Origin of the sequence: Bacillus cereus group sp. BfR-BA-01430 (assembly GCF_022663115.1) — a bacterium.
Classification (GTDB): Bacteria; Bacillota; Bacilli; order Bacillales; family Bacillaceae_G; genus Bacillus_A; species Bacillus_A cereus_BD.
Map to the genome: position 1 here is coordinate 100,033 of NZ_JAKUEW010000010.1, position 15,656 is coordinate 115,688.

Here is a 15,656-nt window from a genome sequence, read left to right on the forward strand (position 1 = left end):
GCATATCGCTCCTTTTTATTTTTGTTTATTTTACTCCAACTGCATCGTATGATTGTTTTACCGCTGTTACTTCTGCAGAATTCGCACCGTATAAATCAGCCGCTGCTTGTACTAGGCCAGCACGAGCTTGACTAAATGTAGTCGATTGCGTGAAATATTGCGTATTTGCACGATAGTAAATTGCTCCTACTTTATCTTTGCCAATACTATTCACTGTCACTCCATAATGTGTACCACCATTTGCTAATAAATAAGCCGCTTTGTTAATAATTCCGCTGTTTGTATGAACACCACCATTATCGCCAGAACCAGTGTAGCGCTTAGAATAATGATCTGGATCACCATACTTTGTCGGATCACTCATAGAGCGAAGTGCATCTCCCGCTCTTCCAGGTGTATAAATATCTTCTCCAATTTCCCAATCTGGATTACGATTATCATAGTATTCTACCAATGTGCCAAAAACATCAGAAATCGCTTCGTTTAATGCGCCTGACTCATATTGATAGATTAAATTTGAACTATATTCTGTCACAGCATGTGTCAATTCATGCCCAATTACATCAATTCCACCAGATAACGAAGTAAATGTTACTCCATCACCATCTCCATATACCATCTGCGAGCCATTCCAGAAAGCATTATTATAATTACTTCCATAATGAACCGTTGATTTTAGCGGAGCTCCTGCATTGTTAATAGAATTTCGATTAAACGTATTTTTATAGTAATCATATGTGACGCCCGCATAATAATGAGCATCTACTGCTGCTGCATCATACTTTGCATGGAACGCATTATCAACATCTGCCCATAACGTTCCTGGTAAGGAAGAACGATTTTTCGCATCATATGTGAAAATTTGCGCACCTCTCGTATTATCTTGTAAATAATACGTCGATCCAGATAATGTCGTATGAATTGATTTTTTATCTCCTAATACACCTGTCCCTGTTCCAACTGCATTCGTTCCCGTTACAGGTTTGACAGCTCCTTTTTCTTGTTTTGCAATCTCTTGATTAACTGGTACTTTACTTTCTGCAGTTACATGATCTAATGTATTATATTTATTTAATACTTTACCGCTTTCTGCTTCAATAAAATAATAATAGTTTCCTGGCTGTGGATCTAAGAAATTTAATTTCACAACATATGTGTATGTTGCCTCCTCACCATTTTGATACACATATAAGTCAGCTGTTGGTTCTACTTCATATTTTGGTTTTAAACCTAAATCTTGTTCAGCAATTGCAATTGCTTTTTTCCCCTCAATCTTATTCGTATTTTTTAATTTCTCTTTTTTATCCAAATCTGGTACAACCGTTCCAGATAACACCTTCAATGAACCATCTTTACTCACATGAGCTAGTTGAGTAGATCCCCATACAGGTGTTCCTTCAAACACTTGTTGCATACGTACAACTGTCGAATCTGTTACAGAATCCTTTTTCACTTCTTTAATTTTAAAAGAATCTTCAGCACTCTTATTTCCTAACTTATAGTCCTCTTTTGCTGCATTTAAGTAATCAAACACAACAGATTCTGCTTTCTTTCCAGTCGCTCCAGTCAAATCACCTGCTACAAACTCTGGTGATTTAACGGCTTCATTGTACTTTTTCGTAGAGAGCACATTCTTTGAATCTGCAAATGCAGAGCTCGTCCCTCCAAATGTCGTTACAGCCATCCCTGCCGCTAATACAAAAGCTAAACTCTTCTTTTTCATTCAACCTTCCCCCTAATAAAATTTTTTTGAAAAAGAGTAGTTTTATATTATCATTAAGTTTCTATTGTGAATATACAAAAAAGTTAAATAATTTTTTTCTCAAGTTTTGTAGAATTTTGGAGAACAAATGTTGAGAAAACAAAAAAAGATCCTTTTCAACTAGAAAGGATCTTTTTTGTTACTACACTTACGCTTCCACTATTTCTACAGTATTTACTTCTCCAGCAGACATATCTGGTCTCCAACCATATTGAGGTTCTAGTACCGCAATCAACAATGCTACCAATACAATCCCACCAAAAATCACCTTTTTCATACTATTTTCCTCCTTCTTCCTCTAATAATTTTACAGCTAATTTATAATAACTACTACTTTCTCGGAATTCTGATAATTCTTCGAAGCATTCAGCTAGTTCTAAGTAGACTTTTTTTAAATCTTTCGTATTTTCTTCTGCTTTAAAAAAAGGAATGGCTTCCACTTCTAAAAATCTTTTATACACTTCTTTTTTTTCAAAGTATTTATATTGAAGTATTAATAATAAATACAGCATTCCCTTGTATCTTTCATCTTTTTTCGCAACAATTATCCCTTTATTAATCCATTCTCTTGCCTCTTCAAACTCTTGTAATTGAATACATTGTAAGGAAATTTCATATACAGCATCAATATAATTAAGGTCTTCTTCTTTTTTCTCTTTTTTATACTGTAAGCACTGCAAATAATATTCTTTTGCTTTTTTATACTCTTTTTTATGATAGTATAGGTAACCCAGATTATTTAATACTATTGACGTAATAACTTCTTTATCCGCAAAAGAAATTGCTTCTCGTAAAATATTATTATACATTTTTAAAGCTTCACCATATTGTTTTTTTCGAATGTAACTAAAAGCAATAATCAATTGACAATTAATCACGTTTCGAAATTTGTATTCACTTCGAAACCCTTCTAATGCAATATCAGCAAAATATATAGCCATATAATCAAGTTCTAAATAACTATATACAAGCGCTAAGTTATAATAAATTCCAGTCTCATAATATCCTTGCTCTTTTGCCATTACCTCTGTCTGAACTAAACACTCAAGTGAATCCTTATATTTATGCTTCATGAAATACATTAAAGCCCTACTATACGTATATAACAACTTCTGAAACGGAGAATATTTCTTATATACCTTCTTCAATTTCTCCAGCTCTTCTTCCAATGCTGGAAGATCTCGTTTCATGATTAAATAGCGTGTATAAAGCAAATTATAATAGTTAATAATTTCAAAATCTAAAACTTGATTCACTTCTTCTTGCAATTCTTTATAAATACGTTCAACCTGTGGTTTATCTAAATGAACTAATGCATTTAACCACTCATCCAATTTGTCTTTCACTTCTTCTTCTACATCTCGTAAATCTGATACGGCAATCTCTAACCTTGTGCAGAGAAGCTGCAGGATTTCTTCCGATGCTTCTATCTTTCCATTTTCAATCTTGCTTAAATATGAGACGGAACAAATGCCCTGACATAATTCTTCTTGTGTCATTTTTTGCTGTAGTCGTTTATAAAAAACTTGTTTGCCAATTTTCTCTAATGTTTGTTGCATGGCCCTCCTCCATTCTCATTTACCCTCACTACTTTAATAATACATAAAATTACGAAAAATATAAATTGATAAATGTAAATTTTCGAAAAACATTACATATTTTTTCTTTTTACCTCCTATTTCACATGTGAATAGAAGATGCAGAGCTTTTTTTGGTGTATAGATGTAAAAATTGGTATACTATAACCAAATTACGGAGGTGTTTTCGCAATGAATCATTATAAAGACGATAGTTACGCCTTACATACTGATCTATATCAAATCAATATGGTTTATACATATTGGAAAGACGGGATTCACAATCGCCGTTCTGTTTTTGATTTATATTTTCGAAAGCTTCCATTTGAAAATGGCTATGCAGTTTTCGCTGGTCTCGAAAAAATTATAGAGTATATAGAAAGTTTCCGATTTACCGAAAGCGATATTGCATATTTAACTGAATTACAATTTGAAGAGGAATTTCTTCGTTATTTACAAAACATGGAGTTTACAGGAACAATTCGCAGCATGCGAGAAGGTGAAATTGTTTTTAATAACGAACCTTTATTGCGCGTTGATGCGCCACTTGGCGAAGCACAAATTATCGAAACAGCCTTATTAAATATCGTAAATTATCAAACATTAATCGCAACAAAAGCAGCTCGTATGAAACATGCTGCTAGCAATGATGAACTATTAGAATTCGGAACACGCCGCGCTCACGAATTTGACGCCGCTCTTTGGGGAACACGCGCAGCTTTTATTGGCGGGTTTTCTTCCACAAGTAATGTTCGTGCTGGCAAACGATTCGGAATCCCTGTAGCTGGTACACATGCCCACTCCTTTGTTCAAGCCTATCGGGATGAATATGTTGCCTTTAAAAAATACGCGGAAACACATAAAAAATGCGTCTTTTTAGTTGATACATACGATACATTAAAGTCTGGTGTACCAAATGCAATTCGGGTTGCCAAAGAGTTTGGAGATCGCATTGATTTCTATGGCATTCGTCTTGACAGCGGAGATATGGCATACTTATCTAAAGAAGCTCGTAAACTGCTTGATGAAGCTGGATTTACTAACACAAAAATTATTGCTTCTAGCGACTTAGATGAATATACAATTATGCATTTAAAATCTCAGGGAGCCAAAATCGACGTCTGGGGTGTTGGAACAAAGCTTATTACTTCATTTGAACAACCTGCATTAGGAGCCGTCTATAAACTTGTCGCGATTGAAGATGAAAAAGGGCTATTAAACGATACCATTAAAATTTCTTCCAATCCGGAAAAAATTACAACACCAGGACTCAAAAGAGTTTATCGAATTATCAATCGCATGAACAATCACGCTGAAGGAGACTATATCGCATTAGAATCTGAAGAACCAGGGCAAGAAAAACGTTTGAAAATGTTCCATCCTGTTCATACGTATATTAGTAAATTTGTAACAAATTTTGAAGCACGCGAACTCCATCATGATATTTTCACAGATGGAAACAGGATCTATGAATTGCCTGACATACTGGATATCCAAAAACATACTGAGAGCAGCTTAACATTATTTTGGGAAGAATATATGCGAACACTCAATCCTGAAGAATATCCTGTCGATTTAAGTCAAGAATGTTGGAATCATAAAATGAATTATATTCAAACTGTACGGGAACAAATTACAAAAAATATACAAAAATAAAAAGAGGAGCTTTCTTCACTCCTCTTTTTATTTTATAAATTTTTCACTCTAAGCACACGCATTGCATTTAATACAGCAATTAGTGTAACACCGACATCAGAGAAGACAGCTTCCCACATGGTTGCAATTCCAAATGCGCCAAGTAGTAATACAAGACCTTTTACACCAAGTGCAAAGATAATATTTTGCCACACAATACTACGCGTACGTTTGGCAATTTTTATAGCTGTTGCGATTTTAGAAGGTTCATCTGTCATAATGACAATGTCTGCTGCTTCAATCGCTGCATCAGATCCTAAACCACCCATCGCAATCCCAACATCCGCTCTTGCCAATACCGGTGTATCATTAATACCATCACCAACGAAAACAACTTTTTCTTTCGGTTGTTTTGCCGCAGCAATTTTTTCAATTTCTTCTACTTTTTGCTCTGGTAATAATTCCGCATGTACTTCATCTAATCCAAGTTCTTTTCCAACAGCTTCTCCAACTCGTTTGGCATCACCTGTTAGCATAACTGTTTTCTTCATACCGAGCTCTTTTAATTTCCGAATCGCTTGTTTTGAATCTTCTTTTACTTCATCTGAAATTACAATATAACCAGCATACCTTCCGTCAACAGCAACATAAACAAGTGTACCTACCGTTTCTGGCTGCTGGAATTCAATATTTTCTTTTTTCATTAATTTTGCATTACCAGCAAAAATTTCTTTCCCATTTACTTTTACTACTGTACCATGACCAGAAATTTCTTTATAATCCTCAATATTCTTTTCATCAATTGATTTTCTATACGCATTGCGAATGGATTGTGCAATTGGGTGGTTTGAATATACTTCTGCGAATGCTGCATATTCAAGAAGTTCCTCTTTCGTAGTCGCCCCAGCTGGCTCCATTTTTGTTACTTTAAAAACACCTTTTGTCAATGTTCCTGTTTTATCAAAAACAATATGTTTTACATCATTTAATGCTTCTAAATAGTTACTTCCTTTCACTAAAATACCACTTTTAGATGCGCCGCCAATGCCACCGAAGAATCCGAGCGGAATGGATACGACTAACGCACATGGACAAGAAATAACAAGGAATACTAACGCACGGTAAATCCAATCTGAGAATGTAGCTCCCTCTAAAATAAGGGGTGGAATAAATGCCAATATAGCTGCTGTAATCACGACAACAGGCGTGTAGTAGCGAGCAAATTTTGTAATAAAATTTTCTGTTGGTGCTTTACGGCTACTTGCATTTTGTACTAAATCTAAAATTTTGGATACTGTTGATTCTCCAAATTCTTTCGTTACCTCAATGGTTAATACACCATTTTGATTTACGAAACCACTTAATACTTCATTCCCAACTTCTACTTCTCGCGGTACAGATTCACCAGTTAACGCTGAAGTATCTACCATTGCTGTTCCTTCAATCACTTTCCCATCTAACGGTACTTTCTCACCTGGTTTCACAACAATATAATCGCCAATTTGTACGTCTTCTGGTGAGACTTGTTTTGTTTCATTTCCAACTTTAACGTTTGCATAATCAGGACGAATATCCATTAATGAAGTAATCGATTTACGGGAACGATTTACCGCAATACTTTGGAATAATTCACCTACTTGGTAGAAAAGCATAACTGCAACTGCTTCAGGATATTCACCAATCGCAAATGCACCTAACGTTGCTACAGCCATTAAAAAGTTTTCATCAAATACTTGGCCGCGAGCCATATTTCTTACCGCGCGCCAAACGATTTCTCCACCAATTAGTAAATATGCGATGATGAAAAGAGAAATGCTCATTGCTTGTGGTAGTACTGCAAGCGCTGCTGCTGCTGTTAAAACCCCACCTATCGCTAAGCGCCCAATCATTTTCTTTACATTTCCTTCTCCATGATCGTGACTATGACCATGACTATGATCATGATGATGTTCTTTTTTCTCTTCACGAACAACTTTTACATCCGGCTCTAACTTACGAACGACCTGTTCTACATTCGCTACTACTGTTTCTAGTTCTTTTTTATTCGTAACTTCTATTTTTAATTTTTTCGATACAAAATCAACTGTAGCTGTTGAAATACCAGGCATTTCTTTTACCTTCGTTTCAATTTTTAACGCACAATTTGCACAATCTAATCCATCTAACAACAATACTTCTTTTGCATTTTTTTTATTTTGTTCTTCCTGTACTTTAATGTGCGGTTCTAATTTCGTAACGAGTTGTTTTGCTTCCGTAACAACATGACCTTCTTTATTTTTCTCTGTCTCTAAAACCATTGTCTTCGTTGCAAAATTGACAGAACAAGACGATACACCTTCTAAATTCCCAATGCCTTTTTCAATTTTCATAGCGCAATTCGCACAATCCAATCCTTCCAACACAAGTTTTCGCTTCACAAGTGCTTCAGCCATTTTTCTCCCTCCTTGTGCTTTTCTATTTAGTCTTCCTCGTTTACGTGTTCGAATGCTTGTTCAAAAATACCGATTACATGGTGGTCAGCTAATGAATAGTAGACAACCTTTCCTTCTTTACGGTTTTTCACAAGTTTTGCTTGTTTCAATACACGAAGTTGATGAGAAATAGAGGATTGTGTCATGCCGAGTAAATAAGCTAAATCACATACACACATCTCCGCTTCAAATAACGCATGCAAAATTCGCGTACGTGTACGATCACCTAACACTTTAAATAATTCTGCTACTTTGCTTAAACTTTCATCATTTGGAATTGTTTGTTTTACTTGATCTACAACTTCTTCATGGATAATTGTTTGAGAACATGTATCCTGACATGTTTCTACTTTATTTTCAGCCATTATAGCTCACCTCTTTATTTGAACATATGAACAACTATTCATATATTTGATACTTTTATTATATGAGCAGTTGTTCATATATGTCAATAAAATCCATAACAATTTTTCGAACATTTTGTTCATATTTAAAAAATATCTCTTATTTTCCACATTCGTTATATCCCTCATACAAAAAAGATGTACGATTTCATACATCCCATCCTCTTCATTCATTTTACTTTCACAGCATCTCCAATTCATGGAGCAAATCTTAAAATCCGAATCGCTGAGATTAAAAGAAAAAGCCTTGAGCGCTCCCTAGACGCTCAAGGCTTACATGTTTTATATCCCTTTAGTTAGCTTTTTCTAAACTATCTTGCGAACTTCCATCTTCTTTTAAATGACTATGTTTTTTCGAATATACAAAGTATACAACAATTCCAATTGCTAACCATACTCCGAAATACATCCATGTTGTTAACGGCAAGTTAACCATTAAGAATAAACAACATACAACTGAAATGATCGGTAAAATCGGTACAAGCGGTACCTTAAATCCACGCTCTAATTTCGGATGTGTTTTACGAAGGATGATAACTGATACACCTACCATCGCAAATGTCAATAATGCTCCAATATTCGCTAAGTTTGACAATTCTTTCAAATCGATAAATCCAGCGATTAAAGCACTACCAATTCCTGTTAACCAAGTCGAAAATGTTGGTGCCTCTGTCTTTTTGTTGATTTTCGCAAAAGATTCTGGCAATAAACCGTCACGGCTCATTGCAAAGAATACGCGTGTTGTCGCATAAATGTAAGCGAAAATTACAGCCATAATCCCAATTACAGCTCCAACTGCGATTACACCTGCCACTTTGTCTTGTCCTACAACTTCTAATACATAAGCCATCGCTTCTGGTACATCTAATTCCTTATAAGAAACCATACCCGTCATAACGAGACAAACTGCAACATAAATGATTGTACAAATGATTAGTGAGGCAATAATACCAATTGGAAGGTCACGTTGTGGATTTTTCACTTCTTCTGCTGAAGTTGCTAATGCATCAAATCCTAAGAAAGCAAAGAATACTGCTGCTCCCCCGGCAAAGATTCCACTTAAACCATATGGTGCAAACGGTACCCAATTTTCTGGTTTTACGTAAAATACACCAACAGCAATAAATAGAACAACAATACCAATTTTAATTAACACCATTGCGTTATTTACACGTTTACTTTCCTTTGTACCACGCGATAATAACCAAGTCAGTATTAAAGTGATAACCACCGCTGGCAAATTCACGATACCGCCTTGCGCTGGAATCGTTAACAGTTCCTTTGGAATTTCTAATCCAAATCCACTTATTAAGTTATGGAAGTAACCTGTCCAGCCACCAGCTACCGCAGCAGTTGTTACTACATATACTGATAGCAATGTCCAGCCCATTAAGTGGGCAATAAATTCACCAATCGTCGCATACGAATATGTGTATACACTACCTGAAACAGGAAGGGACGAAGCAACTTCTGCATAACATAATGCTGCGAATCCACAAACAACGGCCGCAATCATAAATGAAAAAATAACGGCTGGACCAGCATCTCTTGCTGCTACTAATCCAGTTAATACAAGTACTCCTGTACCAATTATCGCACCAATCCCCAGCATCGTTAGGTCAAATGCCCCTAGTGTTTTCGTTAAAGTTTTACTTTTACTTTCCCCTAACAATTGCGTAACGGATTTCTTTTTAAATAGGTTGGCCACGATGTATGCCCCCTTTTGCTAATAAGAGCTAAGAGGTCTTCACTCTTAGCTCTTATCATGTTGTATGAAATATTGTTCGATTATTATTTTGTATAATGCTTTTGTTAACAAGATACTGCTTCTGCTTCTAATAACTCTTTTGCACCTTTGTATTCTACACCGTGAGCTTCTGCAACTGCTTCGAATGTTACATAGCCGTCTAATGTGTTAATACCTTTTAATAATGCAGTGTTACCTAAGCAAGCTTCTTTATAACCTTTGTTCGCAATTTGTACCGCATATGGTACTGTTACGTTTGTTAATGCAAGAGTTGATGTACGTGGAACCGCACCTGGCATGTTTGCAACTGCATAATGAACAACGCCATGTTTTTCGTAAGTTGGGTTATCATGAGTTGTAATGCGATCCGTTGTTTCGAAAATACCACCTTGGTCAATCGCGATATCAACAACAACAGAACCAGGTTCCATTGATTGAATCATTTCTTCTGTTACAAGTTTTGGCGCTTTTGCACCTGGAATTAATACTGCACCGATTACAAGATCAGATTCTTTTACAGCTTGTGCAATATTGTAAGGATTAGACATTAAAGTTTTTACTTGATTTCCGAAAATGTCATCTAACTGACGAAGACGTTCTGCACTTAAGTCGATGATTGTTACATCCGCACCTAGTCCAACTGCAATTTTAGCAGCATTTGTACCAGCTTGTCCACCACCGATAATTGTTACTTTACCACGTTTTACTCCTGGAACGCCTGCAAGTAAAATACCTTTGCCGCCTTTTGTTTTCTCAAGGAACTGTGCACCGATTTGTGCAGACATACGACCTGCTACTTCACTCATAGGTGCAAGTAATGGTAAAGAGCGGTTTTCTAATTGTACTGTTTCATAAGCAATAGAAACCACTTTATTTTCGATTAAAGCTTTTGTTAATTCTGGTTCTGGAGCTAAATGTAAATATGTGAATAAAATTAAACCTTCTCTAAAATATTTATATTCACTTTCAATCGGTTCTTTAACTTTCATAACCATATCTTGGTTCCAAGCTTCTTCAGCTGTTTCAACCATTTTCGCTCCTGCTTCAACATATTCAGCATCTGTAAAACCAGATCCTAAACCAGCACCCTTTTGAATGAATACTTCGTGATTGTTACGAACTAAGTGTACAACACCAGCTGGTGTCATTGCTACACGGTTTTCGTTGTTTTTAATTTCTGTTGGTACCCCAATACGCATAATGAAATGCCCCCTTATAATTAACAGAAAAAAGAAATTCTTTTTTCTTTTTTTAATAATTAATAACTTATGTCCTTATTCTAGCATAATTTCAAATTGATGAAAACGCTAACATACAGAAAATGAAAAAGTTTATATATTTGAAATAGTGTAAATATATAGAACTTTATGTCATAAGAAATAAAGGGGTTTTTCCGCTATCTATCATTCTACTTTGATTATACAGAGATTCACCTCTTATTATTTGACAATAATATAACAATGTGAAAAATTAATGAAAATTGCATACGTATACATTTTCTAAACACTGTAATATTTTAGAGATCTATTCTTTTCAACCAAAAACCATTATGATTTCTCACCAACAGTTTTTGAGTTGTGCCACTTATTCTTCTTTTGTTTTAAATTGTGAAATTTGTTTTTGTAATTGATTCATTATTTTAATCGTTTGTAATGATTTCCCTTCTACTTCTGACGCCGAGTTAGCCTGATTATTTGTCACTTCAAATACTTTTATATTTTCTTGTGTAATTGTTTGGGAAGTAGACGAAATATCTGAGAAAGAAACGCTTACTTCCTCAATACCAGCAGACATTTCTTCTGTTGAAGAGGATACTTCTTGTATTTGAGTTGCGACTCCATTAATATGCGTTACAATATTATCGAACGTCTGACTCGTTGTTTCGATTGCACTCATACCTTTTACTGTTTCTTGCTGTCCTATTTGCATTTCTTTCGCAAAATTCTTTACATCCATTTCAATTTCTTTCAGTAAGCGATTAATCTCTATTGTTGAATCTTTAGATTGCTCAGCAAGTTTGCGTACTTCATCGGCTACAATTGCAAAGCCTCTACCATGTTCTCCCGCTCTTGCTGCTTCAATACTTGCATTTAAAGCTAATAAATTCGTCTGTTCAGCAATATAAGCAATGGCTTCTATTGCTTTGTCAATATTTTGAGTACGCACTTCCAACCCTTGAACAGTATGCAAACTTCGTTTTACAACATCATGAATTTCTCCCATTTGTACAATAGATTGGTTTACAATCTCTTTACCTGCGTTTGCATCCTCATTCATTTTTATCGCTAGTTCGCTAACTGCTGCTGCTGATTCCGATACTTGCTGCACACCTATTGCCATATCATTCATGGCAGCTGCATTTTCTTGGATTCCATTATCCTGTAATTCCAGATGTCTATTAATCTTTTCCATAGTATTTCTTACTTCAGTCGCTGTCTCTGAAACGTTTTTTATATCTAATAACATAGAATCAGTGGAATTACCTGCACGATATACCGTTTGTTTCACCACTCCTAATATCTCACTTAAACTCCGCATTGTTTCATTAAATGACTCAGATATATGACCAATCTCATCTTTAGATTTATATTTTGCTCTAGCTGTTAGATCTCCTTTTGCAGCCTTTCCTATTTCAATCTCCAAGCTTTGAATAGGTCTTGTAATCATTTGAGCAACAATATAACCTAAGATCACTAACGCAATAATCGTTAACAAGATTACTAAAACAAATGTTGTAAGCGTATGTTTTGCAGATTGTTGCGTTACTTCATATGCTTGTTGTGCCATCTTCTCATTAATTTGTCCCACACGCTTTAAATTTTCTGTAACGCTTTTTTTTAGAGGAAGAAGCTCCTCTGCATGTTTTACGTGTGCATCTTCATTTCTATTTTCTAAGCCTAATGTAACGATTTCATCAACTTTTTTAGCATATACAGTTAAATCTGACTTAAACGCTTCATAAGCCTTTTGTTCATCAGATGTCTTCTTCGTCTGTTCATAAAGTTTCATCATCTTTTCATTATCTTGAATATTCTTCTGTAATTTCTCGTTTAGTTTATTATGTTTTTCCTCATCATTTGTCATTACAAACTCTAACAAGTAAGCATCTTGCACATGAAAATTCGATTCAATATTATCCATTGTTTGTACAGATAACATACTATTATTGTAAATTTCATCTATATGTTTATTCATTTTATCCATTTGTGAATATCCAATGATTCCAATAATAAACATTGAAATAGTAGAAATGACAATAATAAGTGATAATTTGGATGAAACTTTTAAATTTTTAATTTTACCCATCTCTTTTCCCTCTCCTAACATTTATTTATATTAATTAATGGATATAATTAGTATGACCTCCATTTCCTTCTTATATAGCAAGATTCAAAAAAACAGTCTCCACACACTATATAAAGACTTTTGCAAATCATTATAATACTATATAATGATTCATGTAAATGTTTTTTAAATATGGATGATAAATCTTCATTATTGCTTTCCAAACAAAAATGGTAATTTCTTTTTGAATTACCATTTTTGTTTGGAAGCTTGTATAGATTAAAACAACTTAGAAAATAAATCTTCCGTTGTTTCAATAACTTTATCGATCATATCATTTTCATTTTCTTCTTGCTCTTTCAACATCTTAATCGTTTCTTGTACATCTATGGGATAATCTGTAATAATTCCATCTACATTCAACTTATAATATTTCTTTAAATTCTCCATATCATTTACAGTCCAAACGTAGATTGGTTTATTTAATTTCCTTGCTGATTTTACGATCTGTTTATTTACCATATATTCTTCCGCGACATAAAAATCAGCTTGTACATATTTTAAATTCGCTCTACTTGCATATAAAATATACCCTACTTTTATATCTGGATTTTCACGCTTAAACTCTTGAATAAGAGGATAATGTAACGTTTGAATGACACATTGTTTTTCAAACTCATTATCTTTGATTGTTTGTAGTACTTTTTTCACAAAGTCTTTTTCATTTCCATGTAACTTTACTTCTATATTGAGCTTTATCTTATTTTTTGCAAGCTTTATAATCTCATCTAACGTACTAATTTCCCCTGTAAACCCATCTTGCCTTAAGGTTAGCTTACGAAGTTCATCCATTGTTAAATCAGCAACTTGTACATTCTCATTCGCAAGACGTTTTAATTTCAAATCGTGTATGACCGCTAATTGACCATCCTTCGTTTGCAACACATCAATTTCAGCATAATCTGCCTTTGCATCAATCGCACCTTGTATAGCTTCTCTTGTGTTTTCTACACCCTTTGAAATATAACCACGATGTGCCATAATAATTGGTTCTCTATAAGTATTAGAAATAAAAGTGACAATGAAAGCAACGACCATTCCTAATGTAAGCACACCAGCAATATATACACCAATGAATTTGAAGCGATGTTTTTTAAAAAAGCATTTTTCAGCTTTTGCTTTTGAATAATCTAATCCTTCTTCTAGCAGAACATCTTCTACTGGAACTTTCTGCAAATAAAATTTAGTCAATGCCATAATATAAAATGGCGTCATAATAAAACTAAATAAATATAACGCACTCGTTAAAAATACTGACAAAGTTGATTCAGCTAATAAAGCAAATGTCCCTTTTGGATTTGTGAATTCATATATTCCCCATATCGATAAAAAATATATTCCCGCAAATAGCAAAAATACAATTCCTATCGATCCTAAAAAGCCTATTAAAAAGAACAATACTTTCAAGAAATTTACTCTTACTAAATTTGCACTTTTACGTGCAGCAATTCGAAACGACTTCTTTTCTAATACCATAATAGGCAACACAAATATCCAGCGAAGATTCATATAAGCGACGATAACAAAGAAAGCGTAGTACCCAACTTGTCCCATCGTCGTTTTAAATAGTTCCCCTGTTATAAAGTTTGGAATTTGAATGTCTGGGATAAGTGCAGACTGATACCCGAGCCCGAATAGAGGTAACAATACAACAGCATACAAAATAAATCCTGGTAAGCAATACGTGAAAAGAGAAGGTAAATACGTTACCGTCTTATATAAAACCGGGCGCAATTTCACTTTCTGACGTTTATGTGCAAAATATGAAAGAATAATAAGTACGGCAAACTCTGTAAAGATAAGAAACAGCGCCAATATTGATAAAATAACAACAGCTAATATTCCATATGGTGTTTTCAAAAATGCTAATAATTCATCATTTGTAGCATTTGCATAACCACCCCAGTATAATAATTTATTAAAAACCATACCAAATAGCGGTATAAAAACAATCGCAGCTAATAATTTATAAATGAGTTGAAAAGCCAACACATTCCAAAAAGCAAATTGTACCGTTTGAAAGGAATGTTTCATGACCCCTGGTATAGATAGCCTTTTTCGGTGTAACATAAAGTCCTCCAAATTCTAAAAATGATGTTTGAAATGGATTCCATATCTCTTAGCAGAAGTCCATCTTTTCTATACTAATCATATATTCTAACGAACGCAAACGTACTTATTCGTTTTAAAAAGGAGTGATGGCTTTTTCCATCACTCCTTTTCTTCTTTATTTCTTATCTAATCCTTGTCCAAATGCCTTCAGAAAGCTAAATCCAAATGTAATCGCTCTATTAATGTCTGGATCCTTGAGCACTTTAAAAAAGTCCATTACTTTTGTTTTCTTTCCTTTTTTTAATTCATCTGTTGCAAATTGTAGTCCTGTAACTAAACTGGAAGTGATTTGTTTTGTCAATTCTGGGTCTGCTGAAGATAATGCTTCCCCCGCTCCCATCATATTATTTAATGCGTTTTTTACTGGTTCACGATTTAATTGTTCGATTGCAATTTTCGAAACGTCTTCTTTGGCGGCAAGCAGACTAATGGCTGCATCTAAAATACCAGCTTGCTGCAAACTAGCTAGCAATTGCATCGTTTCTTCAACCGCCTCACGATTTTCTTCTAATTGTGTGAAGAGCTCATCTGCTAACTGTTGTTTCTTTTCTTCCTCTGTTACAACTTTCTTTTGAATCACAGTAATTTCTTTTGCCACTTTCT

10 protein-coding genes and 2 pseudogenes are annotated in these 15,656 nt (G+C 34.5%); 1 reads left to right on the forward strand and 11 read right to left on the reverse strand.

From position 1 onward, the window contains the following. Positions 1 to 25: 25 nt before the first annotated feature. From MR058_RS16525 to MR058_RS16535, 3 genes are all read right to left on the reverse strand, one after another. On the reverse strand, positions 26 to 1,723 hold the full coding sequence (locus MR058_RS16525) for a M4 family metallopeptidase (protein ID WP_242145004.1): 1,698 nt from the start codon (positions 1,721 to 1,723) through the stop codon (positions 26 to 28). Between the two features lie 187 nt (positions 1,724 to 1,910). Then, positions 1,911 to 2,039, reverse strand: a complete 129-nt coding sequence (locus tag MR058_RS16530; RefSeq protein WP_242145005.1) for an NprX family peptide pheromone — start codon at positions 2,037 to 2,039, stop codon at positions 1,911 to 1,913. Position 2,040: 1 nt separating this feature from the next. Beyond that, on the reverse strand, positions 2,041 to 3,321 hold the full coding sequence (locus MR058_RS16535; RefSeq protein ID WP_242145007.1) for a helix-turn-helix domain-containing protein: 1,281 nt from the start codon (positions 3,319 to 3,321) through the stop codon (positions 2,041 to 2,043). 210 nt (positions 3,322 to 3,531) lie between these two features. Between MR058_RS16535 and MR058_RS16540 the strand changes: the two genes are divergently transcribed. Beyond that, positions 3,532 to 4,995, forward strand: coding sequence for a nicotinate phosphoribosyltransferase (locus tag MR058_RS16540; protein WP_242145009.1), 1,464 nt, complete (start codon positions 3,532 to 3,534; stop codon positions 4,993 to 4,995). Positions 4,996 to 5,027: 32 nt separating this feature from the next. On the opposite strand, the gene MR058_RS16545 is transcribed toward MR058_RS16540, so the two are convergent. From MR058_RS16545 to MR058_RS16575, 8 genes and pseudogenes are all read right to left on the reverse strand, one after another. Beyond that, positions 5,028 to 7,406, reverse strand: coding sequence for a heavy metal translocating P-type ATPase (locus MR058_RS16545; protein ID WP_242145012.1), 2,379 nt, complete (start codon positions 7,404 to 7,406; stop codon positions 5,028 to 5,030). Between the two features lie 26 nt (positions 7,407 to 7,432). Beyond that, positions 7,433 to 7,810, reverse strand: a complete 378-nt coding sequence (locus MR058_RS16550) for an ArsR/SmtB family transcription factor (RefSeq protein ID WP_011983620.1) — start codon at positions 7,808 to 7,810, stop codon at positions 7,433 to 7,435. Positions 7,811 to 8,141: 331 nt separating this feature from the next. Then, on the reverse strand, positions 8,142 to 9,557 hold the full coding sequence (locus tag MR058_RS16555) for an amino acid permease (protein ID WP_242145013.1): 1,416 nt from the start codon (positions 9,555 to 9,557) through the stop codon (positions 8,142 to 8,144). Positions 9,558 to 9,661: 104 nt separating this feature from the next. Beyond that, complete coding sequence (gene ald, locus MR058_RS16560; protein ID WP_242145014.1) at positions 9,662 to 10,795, reverse strand: alanine dehydrogenase; 1,134 nt, start codon at positions 10,793 to 10,795, stop codon at positions 9,662 to 9,664. Between the two features lie 537 nt (positions 10,796 to 11,332). Next, positions 11,333 to 12,134 (reverse strand): annotated as a pseudogene (locus MR058_RS23875) (methyl-accepting chemotaxis protein); the annotation flags it as partial. Next, a pseudogene (locus MR058_RS23880) lies at positions 12,132 to 12,923 on the reverse strand (MCP four helix bundle domain-containing protein); the annotation flags it as partial. The pseudogenes MR058_RS23875 and MR058_RS23880, both read right to left, overlap by 3 nt. A gap of 237 nt (positions 12,924 to 13,160) precedes the next feature. After that, on the reverse strand, positions 13,161 to 15,011 hold the full coding sequence (locus MR058_RS16570) for a glycerophosphoryl diester phosphodiesterase membrane domain-containing protein (protein ID WP_242145016.1): 1,851 nt from the start codon (positions 15,009 to 15,011) through the stop codon (positions 13,161 to 13,163). 157 nt (positions 15,012 to 15,168) lie between these two features. After that, entirely contained in the window at positions 15,169 to 15,651 is a 483-nt protein-coding gene (locus tag MR058_RS16575) for a helical membrane plugin domain-containing protein (RefSeq protein ID WP_242145017.1), read from the reverse strand. Positions 15,652 to 15,656 lie beyond the last annotated feature (5 nt).

What these genes read in the sequence shown, in the direction of transcription:
- MR058_RS16530 (WP_242145005.1), bottom strand. Translation starts at nt 2,039, where the DNA reads ATGAAAAAGGTGATTTTTGGTGGGATTGTATTGGTAGCATTGTTGATT.
- MR058_RS16525 (WP_242145004.1), bottom strand. Translation starts at nt 1,723, where the DNA reads ATGAAAAAGAAGAGTTTAGCTTTTGTATTAGCGGCAGGGATGGCTGTA.
- MR058_RS16570 (WP_242145016.1), bottom strand. Translation starts at nt 15,011, where the DNA reads ATGTTACACCGAAAAAGGCTATCTATACCAGGGGTCATGAAACATTCC.
- ald (WP_242145014.1), bottom strand. Translation starts at nt 10,795, where the DNA reads ATGCGTATTGGGGTACCAACAGAAATTAAAAACAACGAAAACCGTGTA.
- MR058_RS16535 (WP_242145007.1), bottom strand. Translation starts at nt 3,321, where the DNA reads ATGCAACAAACATTAGAGAAAATTGGCAAACAAGTTTTTTATAAACGA.
- MR058_RS16545 (WP_242145012.1), bottom strand. Translation starts at nt 7,406, where the DNA reads ATGGCTGAAGCACTTGTGAAGCGAAAACTTGTGTTGGAAGGATTGGAT.
- MR058_RS16540 (WP_242145009.1), top strand. Translation starts at nt 3,532, where the DNA reads ATGAATCATTATAAAGACGATAGTTACGCCTTACATACTGATCTATAT.
- MR058_RS16550 (WP_011983620.1), bottom strand. Translation starts at nt 7,810, where the DNA reads ATGGCTGAAAATAAAGTAGAAACATGTCAGGATACATGTTCTCAAACA.